General features: G+C 67.5%; 23 protein-coding genes. All 23 read right to left on the bottom strand.

The window, feature by feature from the left end:
• Window positions 1-627: a hypothetical protein gene (locus ACZ51S_RS00715; protein ID WP_468959132.1), complete on the bottom strand. Its 627-nt coding sequence runs from the start codon at window positions 625-627 to the stop codon at window positions 1-3.
• Window positions 624-1718 (bottom strand): DUF5047 domain-containing protein, encoded by a 1095-nt coding sequence (locus tag ACZ51S_RS00710; protein WP_468959130.1) that lies wholly within the window; start codon window positions 1716-1718, stop codon window positions 624-626. Before ACZ51S_RS00710 ends, ACZ51S_RS00715 begins: the two co-directional genes overlap by 4 nt.
• A 9-nt stretch (window positions 1719-1727) precedes the next feature.
• On the bottom strand, window positions 1728-3884 hold the full coding sequence (locus tag ACZ51S_RS00705) for a hypothetical protein (protein ID WP_468959127.1): 2157 nt from the start codon (window positions 3882-3884) through the stop codon (window positions 1728-1730).
• A gap of 68 nt (window positions 3885-3952) precedes the next feature.
• On the bottom strand, window positions 3953-7333 hold the full coding sequence (locus tag ACZ51S_RS00700) for a phage tail tape measure protein (protein ID WP_468959124.1): 3381 nt from the start codon (window positions 7331-7333) through the stop codon (window positions 3953-3955).
• Between the two features lie 17 nt (window positions 7334-7350).
• A complete protein-coding gene (locus ACZ51S_RS00695) occupies window positions 7351-7680 on the bottom strand; it encodes a hypothetical protein (protein WP_468959121.1) in 330 nt (109 codons plus the stop codon).
• Between the two features lie 80 nt (window positions 7681-7760).
• Window positions 7761-8105, bottom strand: a complete 345-nt coding sequence (locus ACZ51S_RS00690; RefSeq protein WP_468959118.1) for a hypothetical protein — start codon at window positions 8103-8105, stop codon at window positions 7761-7763.
• Between the two features lie 2 nt (window positions 8106-8107).
• On the bottom strand, window positions 8108-8470 hold the full coding sequence (locus ACZ51S_RS00685; RefSeq protein ID WP_468959115.1) for a hypothetical protein: 363 nt from the start codon (window positions 8468-8470) through the stop codon (window positions 8108-8110).
• Between the two features lie 80 nt (window positions 8471-8550).
• Window positions 8551-9321 carry an Ig-like domain-containing protein gene (locus ACZ51S_RS00680; protein WP_468959112.1) on the bottom strand — a complete coding sequence of 257 codons (771 nt, stop codon included), beginning with the start codon at window positions 9319-9321 and terminating at the stop codon, window positions 8551-8553.
• Between the two features lie 662 nt (window positions 9322-9983).
• Window positions 9984-10265 (bottom strand): hypothetical protein, encoded by a 282-nt coding sequence (locus ACZ51S_RS00675; protein WP_468959109.1) that lies wholly within the window; start codon window positions 10263-10265, stop codon window positions 9984-9986.
• Window positions 10266-10274: 9 nt separating this feature from the next.
• Window positions 10275-10622, bottom strand: a complete 348-nt coding sequence (locus ACZ51S_RS00670; RefSeq protein WP_468959107.1) for a hypothetical protein — start codon at window positions 10620-10622, stop codon at window positions 10275-10277.
• A gap of 8 nt (window positions 10623-10630) precedes the next feature.
• Window positions 10631-11038, bottom strand: coding sequence for a hypothetical protein (locus tag ACZ51S_RS00665; protein WP_468959105.1), 408 nt, complete (start codon window positions 11036-11038; stop codon window positions 10631-10633).
• Window positions 11039-11041: 3 nt separating this feature from the next.
• Window positions 11042-11356, bottom strand: a complete 315-nt coding sequence (locus ACZ51S_RS00660; protein ID WP_468959102.1) for a hypothetical protein — start codon at window positions 11354-11356, stop codon at window positions 11042-11044.
• Window positions 11353-12399: a major capsid protein gene (locus tag ACZ51S_RS00655; RefSeq protein WP_468959100.1), complete on the bottom strand. Its 1047-nt coding sequence runs from the start codon at window positions 12397-12399 to the stop codon at window positions 11353-11355. Before ACZ51S_RS00655 ends, ACZ51S_RS00660 begins: the two co-directional genes overlap by 4 nt.
• Window positions 12400-12414: 15 nt before the next feature.
• On the bottom strand, window positions 12415-12804 hold the full coding sequence (locus ACZ51S_RS00650; RefSeq protein ID WP_468959097.1) for a head decoration protein: 390 nt from the start codon (window positions 12802-12804) through the stop codon (window positions 12415-12417).
• Between the two features lie 19 nt (window positions 12805-12823).
• Window positions 12824-13513 (bottom strand): hypothetical protein, encoded by a 690-nt coding sequence (locus tag ACZ51S_RS00645; protein ID WP_468959095.1) that lies wholly within the window; start codon window positions 13511-13513, stop codon window positions 12824-12826.
• Window positions 13514-13571: 58 nt separating this feature from the next.
• A complete protein-coding gene (locus ACZ51S_RS00640; protein ID WP_468959092.1) occupies window positions 13572-14378 on the bottom strand; it encodes a hypothetical protein in 807 nt (268 codons plus the stop codon).
• On the bottom strand, window positions 14375-15652 hold the full coding sequence (locus ACZ51S_RS00635) for a phage portal protein (RefSeq protein ID WP_468959090.1): 1278 nt from the start codon (window positions 15650-15652) through the stop codon (window positions 14375-14377). The genes ACZ51S_RS00640 and ACZ51S_RS00635 overlap by 4 nt, the downstream gene beginning before the upstream one ends.
• 120 nt (window positions 15653-15772) lie before the next feature.
• Complete coding sequence (locus ACZ51S_RS00630; protein ID WP_468959087.1) at window positions 15773-17434, bottom strand: terminase; 1662 nt, start codon at window positions 17432-17434, stop codon at window positions 15773-15775.
• A complete protein-coding gene (locus ACZ51S_RS00625) occupies window positions 17415-17666 on the bottom strand; it encodes a hypothetical protein (RefSeq protein ID WP_468959085.1) in 252 nt (83 codons plus the stop codon). The genes ACZ51S_RS00630 and ACZ51S_RS00625 overlap by 20 nt, the downstream gene beginning before the upstream one ends.
• Window positions 17659-18147, bottom strand: a complete 489-nt coding sequence (locus ACZ51S_RS00620; protein WP_468959082.1) for a phage terminase small subunit — start codon at window positions 18145-18147, stop codon at window positions 17659-17661. The genes ACZ51S_RS00625 and ACZ51S_RS00620 overlap by 8 nt, the downstream gene beginning before the upstream one ends.
• Complete coding sequence (locus ACZ51S_RS00615) at window positions 18147-18581, bottom strand: hypothetical protein (RefSeq protein ID WP_468959079.1); 435 nt, start codon at window positions 18579-18581, stop codon at window positions 18147-18149. Before ACZ51S_RS00615 ends, ACZ51S_RS00620 begins: the two co-directional genes overlap by 1 nt.
• Window positions 18582-18630: 49 nt before the next feature.
• On the bottom strand, window positions 18631-19215 hold the full coding sequence (locus ACZ51S_RS00610; protein ID WP_468959076.1) for a DNA primase: 585 nt from the start codon (window positions 19213-19215) through the stop codon (window positions 18631-18633).
• 327 nt (window positions 19216-19542) lie between these two features.
• Window positions 19543-19833 (bottom strand): HNH endonuclease, encoded by a 291-nt coding sequence (locus ACZ51S_RS00605; RefSeq protein ID WP_468959074.1) that lies wholly within the window; start codon window positions 19831-19833, stop codon window positions 19543-19545.
• Window positions 19834-20027 lie beyond the last annotated feature (194 nt).

Here is a 20027-nt window from a genome sequence, read left to right as displayed (position 1 = left end):
CTAGGTGATGCGGTAGCTGATGCCCTCGAGCGCCGCCCAGACGGCGGTGCCGTTGAAGTCGGTGATCTGCAGCAGGCCGCCGGTCGTGATCTCGAGGGGGGAAGCGTTGCCGGTCGAGATCATGCAGGTGCAGCGCACCAAGACCGGTGGGCGGGCCGCTGCAGGCAGGGTCGCGATCGTGGAGGTGCTGGTCGTGGACGCGGGCGCCCTGGCCAGCCCCGAAAGCGAGACGGTCCCGTCGTTGTTGATCCGGTAGGCGGGTGCTCCGTAGGGGTCGCCCCAGGCCGCCCACGAGCCGTTGTACGAGAGTGCCTGCCAGGTACCGGCTGTGCTGGTGGGGGCGGTCTTCCCCAGAGCGAGCCAGTTCCCGGATCCGGATACGGTGACGACGATCGTGTCGCCGACCGCCGGGGAGAGATAGTCGGCCGCACGGCGGGCGATGATTCCGTCGGTGGTGGTGACGGTTCCGGTGGATCCGACGGTGCTGACTACCGCCAGGCGCCAATCGGCGCCCCGGATGGCGGGACTCTGGTCGCTGGCGTGCTGGACTTGCCCCTGGAGGGCATCGGCAACGTCGGCCCAAATGCGCTGGACATTGCCGCCAGCGCTGGCGCTGGCACTGCTCACGAGTCTTCCTTCGCCGAGATGGTGCGGAGCGTGCACAGGCCATCGACACTCAGAGGGACATCGAAAGCGGCGACCTGATGCAGTTCGGACGTCCCGTCGGGATATCGCACACGCAGTACGTCGCCGGGAGCCAGGGCCGCATTAGGCAGGCAGGTGACGTCCCCCGTCGCGTTGGCCGCAGTAGCGGACCGCAGCTTGAGTGTGGCGGCCTGCGTGCACTGCAAGGTTGTGATCAGGGCGGGTGAGGTGACGAAGGTCGGCCGGTGCCCGAGGGGGCCATCCCAGTACGTCGGGCTGCCGGGATCTGAGTCCACGACCAGCGAAGACACGGGCGCGACCCCTCCCTCGGTATTCTCGCCACGGGCGAGGACACCGTTGTAGATGCCGTCGAGGGTCATGCCCCGGTCGGCTTTCACATAGGTGCCGCCCTCTCCGGCGGCCACAGTCCACACGGGTGAGGCGGATAGCAGTTCCGGAAGTTCGGCGATCGTGAAGACGCCCTCGGGGTCGACGAACACCTCGGCGCCGATCGCGGCCCCCAGCTCGAGCACCGCCGCCCACGGGTCAGCCTCAACGTCCCAAGTCCGGGCGCCGATCGTGGCATCGGTAGCCCCGGAGGAGCTGATTTCGGCGTCCGGCAGCGAGCGGTGGATCAAGGAAGTGATCGCTCCTACCGCAGTGCCGCTCGCGCGGTAGGGGGCGGTGAATTTGTCGTCGGAGACGATCACCTCGAGGCTCTTGCCGGACAGGGTGACGGGGCCCTCGTCGACATCGCCGCTCACCCCGTCCACCCTGAAGATTCCCAGCGGGACCAGCTCCTCCGCGCCATCGTTGTACCGGATGCCGCGCAGAATCCGCAGACGGGCGCCATAGGTGGCCACCTTGTCCTGCGCAGTCCTGGGGATCAAGGCCGGATCGGCCAGGGTGACGGAGCAGGTGCGTCTGGCCGCAGACTTGAGGTCGACGGAGACGCTTCCCCCGATGTGATCGAGTGTTTCGGTGCCTCCGTCGGCCCGAAAGAGAACCACCTTGGTGACGACGACATGGGACTCGGCGAGGGACGCGAGGAACCGTTCGGACACTGGATACATCGCGCCCCCTCACTGGTCGAGCAGTACTTCTTCCCACGTGCCGTACCGGGCCAGCACGTCGGCCCAGGTCGCGTTCTCGCTCAGGATGTCCTGCCAGGTGCGGCCGGCGGACCCCGCGACGCCCACGGTGGTCGGCATGTCGGTCTGGGTGACCGGCAGAGTCCATGTCCGCCAGGCGTCATCCGATCGGCCACCACCCCGGTCCTCTGTGACCGCACCGATACTGACGTACATGTCGTCGACGCCATGACCGGGTGCGGCCTGCCAGAAGAGGACTACGCCACTGTCCAGGAGCAGGTGGAGAGCGATCCGCTCCTCGTCGGTCTCCGTATGGAAGGCGAGCTCCCCCTCGAGGCCGCCCCGGACGTCGGAGAACGTGACGGCGTTGCGCCGGCCTCGCACTCGATGGGCGGCCACCTGGACAGGGCGCTGCCAGCTGGGAGCCCGCGCCATCATGACCTTGCGATTCCGCTGAGGTGACCCCGGGTCCTTCAGCCAGGCGTAATTCGGATCCCCTGAAGCGATGACGGCGGCTTCAGAGCTTCGGGACGCCACGGCAGCGCCGACTGACGCGACCGTCTGGATGTAGTAGGTGACCGGGGTGTCGAGAGGTGCCTCGTAATCCTCGATCACCACCTGGTCGGAGGTGATGAGGTCTTGGCTGATGAGCCCGTTCGGCCCCCGCACGAGCGTCCTCGAGCCTCCTGCCAGCACTCGCCACACGGTCAGCAGATAGCCGACGTCCAGCTCCCGCAAGGTGAGGGTGATGCTCGCCGTTTCACTGTCGGCGCTGACCTCGGTGAGCGGCAGCGCCTCCCAGAGGGCGACCTGGTCGATGCGGATGACTGACGACGCGGCTGTGGCCGTCAGAGTCAGCTCGATAGCCGCCTGGGTGGCGCCTGCGGGGGCCGTGAAGTCGTTGCTGAGGAACCACCAGTTGGGGGTGGGGACGGCAGTCGTGCCGCCGGCCGTGAGGCCGAGGTCGGCGTTGGCCGCGTCGTACCAGCGGACACCACGGCTGATGGTCCAGCCGCCTGCGGTGACGTTCTCCGCTAGCTGCAGGCGAAAGGACAGGCCGTCGGCGGCACCGACGGGGAACTTGGCACTGCGCAGGACGCTGGCAGTGGCCGTCGCGGAAGAGACGGTCAGCGCATAGGCGCCGTCCATGAAGTAGGCGCCCCATGGTGTGGAGCGCGCAAGGGTCGCCACGCCGCTCGGGACCGTCCAGCCCGCGGCGTCCTTCTCGAAGGAGGCGTCGGCATAGGGCACGACGGAGCCCTGCCGGATGACGGGCGCCGTCGCGATGACCGCTCCGTCGACCCGCATGACCTGGGCAGCCGTACCGGAGGTGATGCCGACAGCGAGCGTGGCGTAGGAAGTGGCCGCCGGGGCAATCGCCGAGACGCGCTGCTGATAGTAGCTGGTGCCTGGTGCTGCCAGGTTGGAGCGCGTGGCGGACAGCAAGCTGTTTGCCGCGTTGTAGAAGCGGAGCTCGACCCAGACGGTTGAGCCGCTTGTGGGCGGGTTCAGGTAGCAGTAGCCGATGTATTCGGTTCCCGGCGTCGCTACGGGAGTCTCCGTCACCTTCGCGGAGGCGTTGCCGTTCGCAGTGACGGTCAGGGCCAGCACGTGGCCGCCGGCCAGATAGAAATCGACAGGCCAGGACACGACCGGCACGGAACGAGCGATCGTGCAGTTTGTTTCGGCAACCCACCGCAGGGTGGCGGACTCAAGGGTTTCGGCGTCGAAGGACAGCAGATTGCCGGTCGTCCGCATGGGAAGGCCGAGATAGAAGTTTTCGAAGTGGTTGACGATGCCGGTACCGGTGGCGGTCACGGCGACGACCACCTGCGCCGAGGCTGCTGTCGCGGGGGCGATACCTGCGACGGAGATGCGGTGCCAGGTGGCGGAGGCGGCAGCGGTGGTCAGTGACCAGGTGATGCTGACCTCGCTGCCGCCTGCCGTCATCCAGCGGATCCCGATCCGCTCAGGGATCGAGGAGCCTGATCCGTCGGCGAACGCCTGGTACTCCTGGCCCGCTGTCACTGGGTAGGACGCCGCAGTGCGGGCTGACATTTCGCCGACGGTCAGGCTGTACAGGCGAAGGGTTCCGTCGCCGTTGCGGCCTCCGGTCCCTTTGGAAATGGTGCAGTTGTTCTTGGCCACCCAACCTGACGTGTTGGGGTCGACTGACTCGGTAACGGCGGACAGGAGGTTCCCGGGGATTGCCACATCTACCCCTTCCGTCCGGGGCGCACGGTCTCCAGCAGCTGACGGGCGCCGGCGGTGACACGCCCATCTGCCCGGTCGTCGATGTAGGCATGGAAGGCTGCCCCCTCGACGACGAGGGTGAGCTGGTCGCCGGGAGCGAGTCCGCCGGAGCTGCGGCTGAGCGCATTCCACTGGCCGCTGGTGAGGATTGGCTCGGGCTTCCCCGTCGCATTGTGGGCGAGGGTCAGGCCCGGCTGCAGCCATCCCCCCTCGTCATATTTCCTGAGGGCGGGCGCGAATCCATACCGGTCGTGGAACAGGGCCGAGTTGTACCCTCGCGCACGCGCGCCGACGACAACGCCGTCACCACCGCGGCTTTCGACGTTCATCCCGCCGATGGTGCCCGCGGTGTGGCCAACGCCATCGTTCGTGATGCCGATCATGAATGGGCTGCGGAGGTTCCTGTGCCAGCCGGCCGGAGCCGTGTTCCCCTGGAAGGAGAACGTCGACCACAGGCGGCCGAGCGGGGACCGGCCTTCGATGACCTTCTGGATGCCGGACATGAAGCCGGAGCAGTCCCAGCTGGGATTGCCGGCGCCGCCCCACTGGTAGGGCTTGCCTGCCTGCGACCGGGCGAATCCCATGGCGGCCGCGACGTTCCCCGAGGCGGGCCCACCAGTCAGGCCCTCGGCTGCCGAGATGACCTTGTTCTTCAGGCTCTGCAGCATCTTGATCGGAAACTGCGACAGGGCCTGCGCCCACTGCGATCCCGAGAGGCCCGAGTTGATCTGGTCCCGCAGGAACTTGGTGGCCGTGTCCCAGGCCTTCCCCGGGCTGGAGAGGAAATCGATGCCGGACATAATGGCACCGCCGATCTTCTTGGCGGTGCCGGACAGCCAGTCGACGACGCCTCCCTCGGCGTATCGGGGAATGCTGCCGACGGCCCCGCCCTTGGCGTAGGCGGAGCCGCTCCGGGCCGCGCGGGCCCGCAGGGCCTCCACAGCGCCATGCCCTCCCGCTCCCTGCACCTCTCTCGCGGTCCAGACGTGCTCACCGTTGGAGAGCAGGGCGGGAATCGAGTCTGATGTCGCGGTGCCAGCACCGAATACGGCGCCACCCGTCGCGAATGTCATGGCGCCAAGCTTTCCGGCACCGGTGAACTCGGCAATGGTGTTCCAGACCTTGCGGATTCCGTTGTTGTATACGGTATCGATCACGAACTGGACGGGTTTACGAGTGATTTCGCGGAGCCGGTCCCAGATTTGCCCGATGCCGCTGATGCCGTTGTTGAAGGAGTCCTTGACCCTGTCCACGCCTCTGCCGAGCAGGTCGAAGATGGGCTTGATGCCGTTGTTCCAGGCGTTCGCTATGACGCCCTTGATCCCCTCCCATGCGGGCTTGATCGTGTCGTTCCAGAACCTCATGAACATCGGAGCCAGGACGTTTTTCACGTAGGCGACGACGACGTCGAAGATGAACTTGATCTGCTGCCACTTCTCCGCGATCAGGCCCGCGATGTAATTCCATACCGGCTTGAGGATGTTGTTCCACAGCCACATGAAGAGGGCCGCCACGTTCCTGACCTGGGCCATGATGAGATCGAAGCTGGGCTTGATGCCGTTGTTCCACAGCCACATGGCCCCGATGGCGATGAGATTCCAGATGGGCTTGAGGACGGTGTCCCATAGCCAGCCGAAGATCGCGCCGAGAATCTTGACCGCGAAGACGATCGGCGTGATCAGGATGGTAAGGATGATCGTCGCCAGAATCCGGGCTGCCGCCCCAATGAACGAGAACACCGGCTGGAGCACGCCCCAGAGCCAGGTCGCAGCGTCCGCAATGGCGCGCAGGCCAATCATGAAGCCTGCGAATAGTGGCTTTAGGATGGTTTCCCAAACCCACAACGCCACAGTCTTGATACCCTCCCACGCCGCCTGAACGATGGCGCGGAAGGTCTCCGACTTCTGGTACGCGACCACCAGAGCGGTGCCCAAAGCGAGCAGCGCGATTACGATCAGCGTGATCGGGTTGAGCGCCATGACCGCATTGAGCAGAGCCTGCGCGCTGGCGAACCCCGTAGTGACCGCGGTCCCTATCAGGATCGCCGCCCGGTATGCCGAGAAGACCAGAGTCACAGCCCCGGTAGCGATAGCCTGCGCATTCAGAGCCAGCGTCAGCCCGCCGACGAGGACGATCACCGGCAGCAGCCAAGCACCCCACTCGCGGAACCAGCCGATGACCGCGGACACCACGTCATCGACACGGCGAAGCACCGAGATCAAGCCGAGCAGAGCCGGGAGAATCAGCGTGTCGACGACCACGCCAACACCACTCATAAGCTGGCGCGACAGCACGTCAAGCTGGGTGGCCGTGTTGTCGCGAATCGTGTCTCCTACCGCCCTGGCTGCTCCTTCTACCTGCCCGAGACCGGCAGCGGCCGTCGACGGATCCATCGCCAGCAAGGCGGCACCCAAGTCCTCAGCCTGCGTACCGAAAAGCGCGACTGCGGCGGCACCCTGCACGACCGGGTCCTTCACGCCGCGCAGCCGCTCCAGGGTCAGGTCCAGGACGCCGGTTGCGGAGCTTCCGCCCGCCGCGAACTTTGCGGCCATGTCGTCAGCGGACAGACCAAGAAGCTTGAAGCCTTCAGTGCTGGTCTTAGACCCGTCGATTGCCCGGATGCTGAACTCCTTGATGGCGTCCGCGGCAATGTCGCTGTCACGCGCGCCAGCCGCGATGGCCTGATTGAGGAGCCCGATCGCTGACGCGCCATCCAGGCCGGCCTTGCGGAACTGGGTGCCGTACTCGTTGATCGTGTCCAGGAAGTCGCCGGCCTTGTCGGTGCCGGACTGCAGGCCCTTGGTGAGCAGGTCAAGGGCCTGTGGGGCATCCTTGGCGAGACCCGTGCGGATCATCTGTGCGGCCGCGTTGGCGGCCCCGCCGAGGTCCTGGTCGAATGTTGTCGCCAGGTCGGAGACCTTCGTCGTGATGGACTCGATGGCCTCAGAAGTGGCCTTCTCCGGGATCAGCCCAGAGCCCATGACCGCGCGGACGGCGGCAGCGCCCTCTTCGAAGGAGCCGACAACCGCCTTCGAGTACAGAGTCCCCGCAAGCTTGCCGGCTTTCTCCGCGCCTTTCCCGGAAAGGCCCAGCTGTGCGGACAGGCGGTCCGCCAGCTTCTCTTTCTCGATGGCGCTGATGGTCGCCGCGGCGAGGACCGCGCCGGCTGCCGCTCCACCGACCGCCAGGGCCGCCTTGAACCGGTCGGCGAATCGGCCTCCTGACTCACTGCCAGCCCGGTCTCCCGCCTCGGCTGCGGGTCCGCCGAGCTGCCGACGCAGTTCGTCGGAGATCCCACGGACGGAAGGAATGATCTGGATCGCGGCATAGCCAACGTTCGGCACGGAACCCCCTCGCAGTGTCAGGCGATGGCGCCCTGCTCGATCTGCCGTTTACGTTCGGCCGCCCTTAGGCGGGCGTCTTCCAAACGGGCGAGACGCTGGCTCTTACCCCTGCTCTTGTCGCCCTTTGGGGCCAGCCACCAGCGCGCATAGGGCTTCGGAGGCTTAGGAGGCTTCTTCTCAGCGTTGACGGCCTCAAGAGTCCAGTTCAGTCGCTGCACCATGTCGAAGAGGTCGGCGAGGAGGATTTCTTCGCCATTGGGCTCCTGGCGGCCATCCCGGAGTGCCGTCCGAGTGCGCGCGTGCGGAGACAGGCCCTGCACGTAGGCAGCGAGCTCCCGGTAGGTCATGTCCCCGGTGTGCAGATGACGCAGCCGGACTCCGTACTCGGCCCGCAGATCGGCTTCCAGGGCGCGGGGATGCCTCCGGATCAGCTCTCGGAGGCGTCCGATTCCCCCGGCAGGAGTCCGCAGTGCTTCTGGTAGGCCTCGAAGAGCTGCTTCAGCTTGTATTGCGGGAGGGGGTTCTTCCGGAACTCGGCGAAGCCGTCGCCGAGGGCGGCCTTCAGGACTCCGAGCGTTGCCCCCGTGTCGCCGCTCTCGGCGATCTCCACGAGGTCCCAAACGTCCAGGCTCTGGAGGTGAGCGAAGGCGTACCGGTGCCCCGCAAAGTGCACGCGGAAGGGGGCCAGATCGACCTCGGCCTGCACTGCGTCCAGGTTGAAGTCGAACGGCTGGTCGTCGGCATGGACCTTGGTCGCGGTTCGGGCTGTCATTGCTACTCGCTTTCGGGTCGCGGTTCTGGACGGATGACCAACACGTTGCTGGCCAGCAGCGTCAGGCGAACGGTGTTCAGGCCGTTGGGCTCAGGGGCCAGGTGAATGTCCATTGCCTCGGCGGCAACGACCCAAGGGAAGGGGGCGCCGTCGATGCTGATGGAGCCGCCCGGCTGGATGGCGATCTCGTTGGCCAGCCGGGGTTCAGCCTCGTCGCCCGGAGTGCCAGCCTGTTGGCGGTCGGCCTCAACGAGGGTGGCAAGCACCTGGCTGCGCAGGTTCCGGGGCAGTTCCTGGGAAGCGCAGATGAGGCCTAGATGGACGGCCTGATCGTGGATCTGCTGTTCGGTGTAGCTCACGGGCACGTCGCGGTTCTCCTTGCTCGCGGTTCAGGTACTGCACCGGGGCGCGGTCGAACCGCGACAGAACTCCCGCACCCCGGCGATCAGGCGGTAACCGTGACAGCGCAGGTGTCGCTCTGGCCGAGGTAGGTCGCCGTGACGGTCGACGCGCCGGGGTCGACGCCGGTGACGAAGCCCGCGCTGACGATCGCGTCGGCTGGCACCGAGGACGTCCACGTTGCCAGCGCTGTGACGTCGGCAGTGGAGGCGTCGGAGTAGGTGGCGGTCGCGGTGAGGGCGCCGATCTCCCCGTCGGCGATGGTCAGCGTGGCCGGGGTGACCGAGATGCTCGCCAGGACCGGCGTGGTCTGACGAACGAAGAGGACGCCGCCCGAGGTGGGGAAGATTGTGGCGACGAAGGTCGACGACTCCAGGTCTGTTTCGTTCTCGCCGTGGTCGCCATCCAAGGTGACCTCGGCATGCTGAGCTGTGATGAGCCGCCGCGTCTTCTCGCCCTCGCGGACCTCGAAGCCGACGAGGACCTTGGCCGGCCGGGGAATCTTGATCTGAGTGGCAGACGAGCCGGGCCACAGCAGGGAGTACGTCGTGTCGTTGTCTTCGAGCGCCGTGAAGCTCTTCGTCAGCTTGAAGTGGTTGCGTGACGTCCTGACCAGCATGCCTCCCCACGCGTACTTGTCGTCGGTGTCCTCGTCCCTGCTTTCGGGGAAACCCTCGTCGCCGTCGAGGAGGCCCACAAGCTGCCAGTCCACGCCGAACGGCGTGTCCGCGTCGGCGGGAAGGGGCGCGGAGAGGTTGGTGGAGATGTAGACGTCGGCCTCGGTCCAGAGGTTCGCATTCAGGGGCGAGCCGCCCATATCGGTGTCTCCTTTGGGGAATGCCGAAGCCCCCGCCGGCTGGCAGGGGCTTCGATGAGCGGATCGGCATCAGGCGACCGCGCGGATACCTTTCGAGATGTTGCAGCGCAACGTCCTCGCGGACGGAGGCGGAGGCACTTTCTACAGAGCCGTGGCCGCTGAGAGAGCAGAACGGCCCAGTACGCCGGATTCGCGTAGGTCGATCGTCGTATCGCAGCCCAGGCTGTCCACGAATCCTTACGTGCTGGGTATGACCGTTGGCCTGATGTTGGCCAGGACAGTCAGAGTCGAAAGGTCGACCCCACTGTCCGGGTCGGTAGCCGGAAGTGGCCCCGTCCCGGGGCGGACGCCTCGAATGACCGGCCCGGAGTGCATCAGCAGCAGACCCTGGCACAACATGGCCAGGTCGTGAGCTTGGTCGGCGTCCTGGTGCCAGACGGTCACCCGCAGCGTGCAGCGGGCGTTGGCCATAGACGGGTGAGGGATGTCTCCGTCCTTGCGCACCAGGACGTAGGGCAGGTGAGGGGTGTCGGGGCTGCGGTCTCCGGGAACCCGGGTTCCGACCTCGACTGCCGCCGCGTATGGCTCGGACCGGGCCGCCAGTGCAGCCCGGAGGGCCGTCGCGCCGGCTGCCTGGACGTCAGAGAAGACCACCAGCGGCTTCATCGCTGCCAGGCCCTGACTTCAAGGCCCGCGGCAGACGCGGCTCGGGTGAGGGTGCCGCGCTTCGCCTGCCAGGCCATGGCCCGGACATCCTTGATGAGGACGGCTGCAGCGGCGCGGTCCGTGGTGTACGGCTCGACCTTGACCTCGGTACCAGATGGCACGAGAGCCGTGACGTTGGCCGCTACCTCCTGGGCCTTCGCGTCGACGAGCTCCCGTACAGGCTGAGACCTCAGCAGTTCTTGGATCCCGGCCCGGCTGACCCTGAAGTCGGTAAGCATGCGCCCTCCTCAGCCGATCTTCCTGCGCATGACGAACTCGATGTGATGAGTGGAGGCGTGAAGAAAGTCCAGGTAGCGGGCTACCTCGCCGACGATCTCCAGGGTCATGCCGTCCCATTCGATGCGGTCGTCAAAGCGGATGTCCGCGTCGGTTCCTGGTTCGCTGATGACCTGCCATCCGGTGATGGCGGCGGTCCGCTCGGGTGCCGTCACCTCGGCCTGGGTGGTGGGCTGGACACTGAGCCGGCCCACGGTCAGCCGGGTGACCTTCTCAGGCGACCAGTCCGCGACAGTGTTCCCGCCGCGGTCCAGTCGGGTCCCCGCGCGAACGCGGGTGACGGTCTGATGGAAGACCACGCAGCCTCCTACCAGGGTCGCCAGTAGCAGGCAGACGGATCCGGGATCCAGCCCGGAAGGCCCTCGTCTCGGAGTCCGACGGTGTAGGCGGCGTCGCCACTGCTGCCGTTCGGATTGGCGCTGAGGGCCGCCAGTTCCGCCTCTGTCAGGTACAGGCCGCCGGCTTCCCCGAGGGTTTCCGAGTACTGGCCGACCGTGCGCTGGCGGTAGCCGCCCGGGTTGGCCATGGCCCGGCGGGCGACAGCGACACTGACCGCCCGCGCGACCCCCTCATCCGGCACCATCCCGGCAGGGACGCTGGTTCGGATGAGGGCGGCGATGTCCTCGAGCAGCGCCTCGACCTGGCTGAACTGTGGCTCAACCAGGGTCACAGCCGCCCGGGCCTCGTAGTCGGCGACCGTCGCGTAGGTCGCCACGGGTTACCCCTCCTTTCGGGAGGAGTCGATGGCGGCGATGATGTCGTCCCGGCTCATCTCGGAGTCGTAGTCGACACCGATCGACGCGGCATATTCCTGCCAGGCCGCGAGCCCCGATCCCTTGCCGGACCGGGGCGGCTCCCCGGTCGGCACAGAAACAGGCTGCCCCTGCGAAGAGGAGTGGATTTCGTCGCCGCCATCGATGAGCCGGGAGTCGACGGTCGCCCAGGCAGGCACGGAGTCACCGGGTGCCAGCCAGGCCTGCTCCGCCCCGTCCTTCGAGGTGACGTAGACGCGGCAGTTCACCCGGCGGGTCACGAGATCGTGCCGATGTCGGCGGCGAAGGACATGTCGGGGTTGGCGAGGATCGGCAGGCTGACAGCCGCCGCCTTCGTCCAGACCGCGACCGGGTCCTTCGTGCTGTAGGCGCCGGCGACGATGCCCGGTTCCTCGCCGTCCTCGAGGCTGAACTCGGGCTCGAGGGACTCGGCCGTGGTGCCCCACAGGGTGGCGCCCAGCTCCGAGGAGTCCGGGTCGTTCGGGTCGCCCGGCGCCGGGAGGAGGAGCACCTTGTCGCGCGGGATGACGTACTGGCTTACCCCACCGACGCGAACCTGGGCGTCGTAGACCTCGAAGGGGGGCAGGCCGTGGGCCTGGAAGATGCCCTGGAGGACGGCCTGCGGGACGATGTTCGGGGTGCCGACGACCGTCGCGGCCAGCGCCCGGACTTCCGCGTTGCGGATGACCAGGCCGAGTACCGCTGAGGACATCAGGACCACGCCGGGGGCGACGCCGTTGGACGCCTTGTACACCTCGGACCAGGCGATCAGGTCCGTCAGAGGCTTGGCGTTCGCCACGTCGGTCCATGCGGTGCCCGCGTTGACAGTGTGGCTGCCGGACCGACCGAAGTCGACGCTGGCGATGACGCCGTTCTCCGCAAGGTCGATCTTGCCCTTGTAGAGGGCCTCGCCGCGGGCCATCTCGATGCGGGCGGCGACCGCGCGGGTCATCCGCTCGGCGTCGGTCAGGATCGTCGAGCGGACGCGGGCCGTCAGGCGGCGCTGACGCAGCCGGTCATACTCGCCGAGGCGGATCTTGCGGGAGACGGGCGGCAGTTCGCCCGTGACCCGCGTGATCCCCGGCCGGGATCCGACCGGAGACTCGGTGTCGTAGCTGCGGAACGTTGCCGCTTCGGTCAGGCCCTCCGCGCCACCGCGGTCGAACCGGTACTGGAGGTCGTCGATCGTGCGGTTCGGCAGGAACCGGGCCAACTGGAAGCGGTTCATCTGCATGTCCGCCAGGGCCGCACGCACGTACCCGGTGAGCTCGGCCGGGGCGACGTAGTCAGTGTTGATCAGCATGGTTTGTCACCCCTCTCAGAGGAACTTGATGTAGCCGGCGACATCAGCCTTGCCGGCGCTGTCGACCGCGACGGGCAGCTTGGCCTCGATCACGGCCCCGTGCCAGAGCATCGCGCCCTGCGGGTCGATCGTGTTCACCGACGGCGCGTCCACGGCGGTGAACAGGAAGCCTGCGAGGACCTCGGTCCCGTCCGACGCGGCATTGCTGTACGGGCCGTACTTACCCGTCGCGGTGATCTTCCCGAGAGGAATCCCAGACAGGAAGTGGCCGGCAGGGTAGTGGGTGCCGGCCGTGAAGGTGGAGGTGTCGAGCGTGATGGATCGCGCGGAGCTCGTGCCGTGCGCGGACGCCAGCCAAGACTGGTCATCCTGCCCGAACGACTCCGTAGTCGGATTCAGGTTCATGGTCCCGTTCCTTGGGAGGTCAGATGGTGGATGTCTGCTTTCGCTGTGCCCACATGTCGCGGCCCGTGGCGACAGAGCTGCCCTTGCCTGAGGCGCCGGTGCCACGGGCCCCCTGGTCGAAGCCGCGCCCCTTCGGCTTCTCCGCCGGCTCCGGGTCCGGCTTCTTCTCCGGCTTCGGCGGAGCCAGGCGCTCAACGAGCGAGGCCAGGCCGGACTCGTCGATCTCCCCGTCCTCGCCGACGTACTTGCCGAGGTTCAGGTCGTCGGCGACGTCGGCGGCATTCGGGATCCGTCCCGCCGCCGCCGCGAGGAATCCCTGACGGGCCAGCTTGCCGGCCAGACGGACTCGCTCCTCGGCGCGCGCCTTTGCAGATGCTTCCTCGACGGCGCGTTCCTGATCGGACATCGTCTGCTTCCGGAGCTCGGCGAGCTCCTTGGCCGCGGTGGCGTTCTCCTTCGCCCGCTGCTCGTGCTTGCGCATCAGCGCCTTGTACTTCTCAGCTTCCGCCTTGTGGTCGGGCTCGGCCTCGGCTTGCGTCGAGCCGGAATCGTCCGTGTCGGACTCTCCGTCCTCGGCGTCGGTCTTGACGGCGGCAGGATCCCCGCCGTCGGCGTGGAAGTACGGCGAGAAGAGGCCCGGCCGGTAGGGGTGTGCCCAGGCGGTAGAGATGTTTGTGGCGCGTGTCCGGGTGAGGGTGCGAGTGGGCATGCGTAGTACTCCCGTGTCGGGTTGGTTTTGAAGGGCGCGGCCGTGTCGGCTGCGCGGGTCACCGGTCCGGAATGCTCGCGGGGCCGGTGAAGTCGTGGCGGCGGACGGCCATGAGAGTGCCGAGCTCGCCGTGCTGCCGGTCGATGATTACGTCGCGGTAGTCGGGCAGACGACCCCCGCGGTCAGATTCGCCGGTGCCCTTCGCGACAGCGGCATGCGCGGCCTCGAGGAGCTGCTCGTCAATGACCTGAGAGCGGTCCTCGCCAGGAGCCAGCGGACGCGTCCCGCAGTCACAGCCCGGATGGATCGGCATGAGCTTCTGCTTGCGGTACCGCTGCGTCGACGCGATGGTGCACATAGCGCAGTTGAAGGACCCCCGCAGCACCCGGCGGTAGAACTGGACTCGGCCGTCACGGCTCAGGGCCTGGCGTGTCGCCTCAGTCCTAGCCAGCTGCAGATCGGTGCCAGTGATGGACGTCAGTCGGGTCTGCCCCTGCCGGACCGCGTCGGCGAGGGACTTGCCGTCCGACAGCGCATTCCACACGGAGGCGAAGGGCCGGCGGTAGACCTCCTCGGGCGGGACGCCCCGCAGAGCCTCCGGCAGGCTGATGCCTTGCGCCATCGGGCTGCCGCCGTACATGTCGGCGACCATCTGCGAGAGGTAGGCGTCCGTGAGGGCTCCCATCTGTTGCTGGGCCCCCAACACGGCCGGGAGGATCCGCTCCAGGAAGAGGTCGGCATCGGCGTCCCGATACCTGCCCGTCGCGCCGAATGCCTGCATGACCAGGGCTATGAGCCGCTGCCGGAGGCTGACCGTGATCGACGCGTACCGAGCGTCGAGAGCAGCCTGTGTGGCCTCGCTCATGACGCCACCGGCGGGTTAGCGGGCACGGCGGCCAGCAAGGCGGCGCCCGCAGCCTCAGAGGTGATGCGGCGGACCCGCTGCGGGGACTCGCCCATCTCCTCAGCGAGGATAGCCAGCGGGTAGCCGATGCTGTGCTTCTTCGTTGCCGCGTCCGCGATCACCGAAGGATTCAGCCGGCGCGGGTCAGCCCAGCGGACCTCGGACATGGTGTAGTCCCGGTCCACGCCCGCCTGCCGGGCGGCAAGCTGCAGCACTTCCTCCCACGCCTCACCCAGTGCCGCCATATGCTCCGCCACCTTGGCCAGGTGGTTGACGTCCAGGGCGTTGACGGTGTCGGCGGAGATGTTGACCAGCTGCGAGGCGAAGTAGTAGGCGGGGGTGTGGCTGAGGACAAGCATGTCGCGGACGTCCGACTCGTGCTCCTTCAGGAAGCCCGACAGGTCTGTCGCATCGAGCTGACCGAACTTGGCGTTCTCTCCCTCGCTCGCCCAGATCGCCGACGGTGAAGGCACGAACGGCTGCTCGACGATCTCCAGACCGGTCGCCGGATCCACGCGCTTCCGGAACTTGTGCCCTGTGATGAACTTCTGCCGGAAGGCCGAGTAGCGGGCTGCCGTCATCCGGTTAAGGACACCCAGGTTGATTCGATCCTGAATGTCCAGGACGCCTGCAAACTCCGGCTGAGGATCCTCCATCAGGTCCGGTCGGCACTGGAACGGGACAACCGGGACGGCCCCGAGGTCATGCTCCTGGAACTCCCCATCCGGCACCCAGGACTCACGCCCCCAGCCCAGCCGCTCGCCCGTCTTGCCTGGGGTGACGTACCTCTGCAACCCGCCAGGGAGGTAGACGGTCGCCCGCCCCACCCGCTCGACGTCATCCCACCAGGCCTTCAGCGCCGCGGCCCGTTCACCCGTGGCCGGGTCCATCTCGACGATGACCTGCCGCGGATGCTCCGCAGTAATCAGCGGGGCAGGGGTCGCGTCATCCGGCTCCAGACGCGAAGGATGCGGGCCGACGATGACATAAGCCTGGGCCTGCGACATCGTCGTCCGGTAGATCTGCTTCTGCCGCGAGTCCAGCCGGTTCGCCTGCCACCAGCGCAGTGCGTCGGCGTCGGCATTGCCTTCCGCGTCCGTCACGCCGATCACCTGCATGCGGTGGACCGGTGCGTCCGCGATCGGGCGGCAGAAGTTGGTCCGGGACTTCCTCTGGAACTCGAGGAACGCCGCCGCAGCGTTCTTCGGGAGGGACGGCAGAGGCGCGTTGCCCAACTAGTAATCCCACCAGCGGTCCAGGTCGGACCGCCGGTCCCGCATCCGCCGGCCAAGCCGCAGCAGCCACCAGTCCGACGTGTAGGGGGTGTCGTCCAGCACGGGCTCTACCCCCTTCGGTCAGAAAGTGAAGCCCCCCATGGGCTCCTCGGATTCGGCAAGGCCCTTCGCGACAGCGTCAAGGCGGGCCTGCCAAGCGAGCACCGACGCCACTGCGGCGTCGATCTTCTGGGCAGAGTCCGGATGCGCCTTCATGATCTGGATCCCTGACCGACCCTTTCGGCGGCGGGCGTTGAGTACATGCCGGGTCAGAGCACTCGAGCCGTCATGCGACAGCTCCTTGTCGACGACCGCGGACTGAAACTTCTCCAGCGCGCGGACGATCAGGTTCGACCGGCCGCCCGTCATCCACCACTCGATCGGATGGTCACGGGTCGCCTTCACCCCGAGGCCAGCGCCCCAGCGGGCTTCCCAGTCCGCGACGTGCCCTTCCCACTTGGCGGGGTCGGCGTAGAAGCCAACAACCCGGTAGCGATTGAAGGCCTCCTCCACCGTGGCCAGCACCTCGAGAACCGGCACCCGCCAGCCCTCGCCCGCTGGCCCCTCAGGCTGCTCCCACACGCCCAGCTGGAAGACATGACCGTCAGACACCCGGCACCCGATCAACGCCGTCGCGTCCGTGACACCGCGGGCTCGGGCCCGGGAGCCATCGAAGCCCAGCGTCACCGCCTCGCCGTCGGCCACCACCCGCGCCGCGTCCGAGCATGCCGCCCACTCGGGCTGAGACAGCCAGCTGTCCGTCGCGTGCGTGATCTGGTTCAGGAAGTCCGACCGCATCACCTGCGGGTCATTCGACATGTCCCAGAAGTCACCGACAAGGCGATCGATCGGAGACCAGCCCGGCGCGCACGGCGGAGTGTGGAGGACACACCCTTCCTCATGGTCCGAACTGTCGCCGTAGGCGTACCGCAGGCCGGCCACCAGGGACTCGCGCTCCGTCGGATCGGTCTCCGGCGGGGCCTCGCGGTGATCCCATAGCAGGCCGTCCTCCTTCGTCCGCCCCTCCGATATCGCCTTGGCGAAGGCCGCGGTCTCTTCGGCGACGGACCCCATACCGGGGATGTAGGCGTTCGGCGATTCCAGGGTGGTGCCGCCGATCTTCGCGGCGTTCGATCGCATGACCTGGGCCAGACGCTTCCCGCCGTTGCTCGCCGTCCACTCCTCTGTCTGGTCAAGCACGGCGAACAGGGCCTTGTTGCCCTTGCGGCTGGTGGCTGAGCTGGTGACCTGGTCGATCTTCCCGCGGGGCAGGTTGACGAAGGTATCCAAGGGTTCCAACCCGGGGTACTCGTCGATCACCGGACCCAGCCGGAGCATTTCGAGTAGCGGCGCCCACGTGTTCTGTGTCTGATCCTCAGAAACGGCAGCCACCTGCACGAGCGGCGTGCGGATCCGATCCCAGGAGATACCAACCGGCTCCCCGGCCGCATCCCAGCCCCCCGGGACGACCGGGCCAAGCGCCTCCGCGCATGCGATGGCAGCCAGCAAGGGCGACTTGCCCCACCCGCGAGGCCGAGAGAGAACGCCACGTCTGATGCGGCGCTTGCCTGTCGCGGGATGCAGTTCGTAGAACCGAAGGATGAACTCCGCCTGCTCCCTCGTTGGTACGAACGGCTCGTACTCGGGGCGGTCCGGAGCCGCCAGCATCTCGAGGATCCAGTCCAGGACCTGGTAGCCCAGCGTGGGGAGCTCGCCCTCGAACTCAGGTCCCCGCCACGGCACGAGCGGCCATCCGAAGGTCGTTGCCTCGTACCGCCTCGTCCACCAAGGGCCAGTCGTCGCGGCCGTAGAAGCAAGGAAGCCGAACCGAGATGAACTCCGGATAGCCGACGACGTCGCAGGGCCTGCCAGCAAAGGTGAACTCGTCGTCGCCGATCCCGTGGAGGGCCGCCCACCGGGCAGCCGCATGACGAGTGCCCGCGCAGATCACGTAGAACGGTGCGTCGTCATCCATCGCCGACCGCCTTGCCCTTCGGCGCCGGAAGTGCGTGCAGCGTCCCGTACCGCGCGCGAGCCGTGGCGCCAGTCTCCGGTCGCTTGGAATCCGCCTCGTCGGCCGCAGCGAACTGCATGCGGAGCCGGGCCCGGTCTTCCATGGTCGCCCCGAACTTGGCAACCCGAAGCCGAAGCTCGGCCGCTGCCGACAGGTCTCCCGTCCACACCTTGGCGTGAACCAAGGCCGTGGTCAGAAGCTCCTCCCAGTCGGTGCTGGAGAAGTGCTCGGCCTGCGGCGAGGCCTGCCACGTCGCCCACCACTCGCGAGTCCGCTCTGGCCAGACGAACTCGACCAGCCCGTCGTCGCCGGCGTTGATCCGGAAGTCCGGCAGGTCGGGCGCGTCCGCGCGCTCGAAGCGGAGGATCGTTTGTGCGTGGGGGTCCTTGTTCCGGCGGGCCCGCTTGCTCGGGTCCTTGGGTGCGGGGCCTACTCCAGCCATCAGACAGCCACCCCTCCTTGGACACCGGGGCAGGGTGAGCCGTGCAATACCCAAGCGGTCTTGGAAAGTCCGCAGCGAACGCAGCAGATCATCTGGGTCGGTATGTCGGCGTCCTCGAACAAGTGCCCTTGAAGGGTCGCGGCAGTCGCGACCTGCTGGCGGAACCCAGTGAGGTCGGCCTCGACCCGCAGGCGAACGGGATAGCCGTCCGGACCGATGGACACCTCATTCGCCGGGATCTCGACCGTATCCGGAGTGACGACAACGCCCCTGGCGCCGATCCGGTCCGCCAAGGCCTGCCAGTAGTCCACCAGGGTGCCTTGCCCCGATCCCAGCACGACGCGCTGCGGCATGCACTGGTCGACGACCAGAACGAACGGGGCGCGCGCATCCTCCGTGCCCTCGGGTAGCTCCAGAATCTGAAGACGTGCCATGCTCTTGCCTCCCGTGTCGGGTACGCCGCAGCGCGCCCGTGTCGGGCGGCTACAGCAAGGTGTTGATCAGAGGGGCCAGATCACCAAGTCGACGGGGCGTGTCGCCCCAGGTGTCGCCGGTGACCGCGATGTAGCGGCCGGACGGGTACAGCTCGACCGTCCCGCCCGGAACCTTGATGCGCCGGCCATTCCGCATCTGGCTGCGGCCCCAGATGTGCAGCCCGTCGCCGGACACGGACCGCTCAATCCAGCAACCGGGTACCAGCGCCACGAGCTCGCTTGCCCAGGCGGTCAGCTGGCCGCCGGTCAGGCAGTGGTCGAGGTCGACACAGGTAATGCCGTCGCCGTCGAGGACGAAGCCGAGGCCGGCGCCGACCTTGCTGGAGCGGGCCTCGGAGTACGAGGACCAGGTGCGCGGGTCCGTACTGCTGGCCGCGTCCCCGCTGGTGGTGACAGGCACCTTCGTTGCGGTGCGGCGAATCCAGCGGTCCCGCATGGTCAGTTCCGCGGGCAAGGTTCGCTTGGCGCGATGCGCCGCGACCCGGCAGCGGCCGGAGCAGAAGCGGGCGTTGTGGGCATGCCGAGCGCCGAGTCGCTCCCGACAGGGCTGATGCTCGCAGCGCTTCGTCTCCATCCACCCATTATACCGCTTGCTGTAACGGCAATCCAGGCCCTGACCTGGGGTTATGTGCAAAGTCAGCTTGCACGGTCAGGCGGCTGGCGGCCCCCAGGGCGGCACCAGTTCCTGGGGACCGGATCAGACCACAGCCCCCGCAAGGGGGCGCCTCAGAGCCGCCTAGGTGCCCGGTTGGCCCCCGGAAGGCCAGACCCGTACCCAGCCTCAGCCGCAGCACCTCCCCGGGCCTCAGGCGGGTGGGAGGGGGGAGGGGGGCCCAGGGGTCGGGGTCGGGCGGTTCGCAGCCTTGATCATGCGCTCGCCTCCGGATTCACAGCCGTATCCTCAAGCCAACCCAGGATGAGACTCGGGTTCGCGACCCTCCCGGATCTTGGCCCTGTTCGGTGACTGGTTGCCTTGCCTGCTGGTCTTCTTACGATGGCACCAGCCGCACAGGGCTTGCAGGTTCGTGAGGCGATGGTCGTGCTTGTCCCCGATGTGGTCGACGTCTGATGCGGGATAGCCGCAGACCTGGCATCGGTGACCGTCACGCTTGAGCACGGCCGGCCGGACGTCCGTGTACCAGTCGGACGGCAGCTCGGCACGTCTGTTGCTGTCGGTCCATCCTCCGCTCATCGCCGATCCTCTGGCTCGGAGGGTTGCGGATGCTGAAGCTCGGGCTGGGTTTCGGGGTAGGGCCGTTCTGTGTCCGAGCTGAGAGCCACCCCGTCAAGGGAGAACCCGAAACCATCAGTAGGGGGTGGGCTGTCCCGGGGGGTGGGGTCATCAGGGGTGGGGTGGGGCTCCGTGATGGGCCGGGGTAGGGCGTC

Source organism: Streptomyces sp. NPDC034043, from assembly GCF_055575675.1.
Note: the sequence above shows the minus strand (reverse complement) of the source record. Positions and strands in the feature narration are given on the sequence as shown.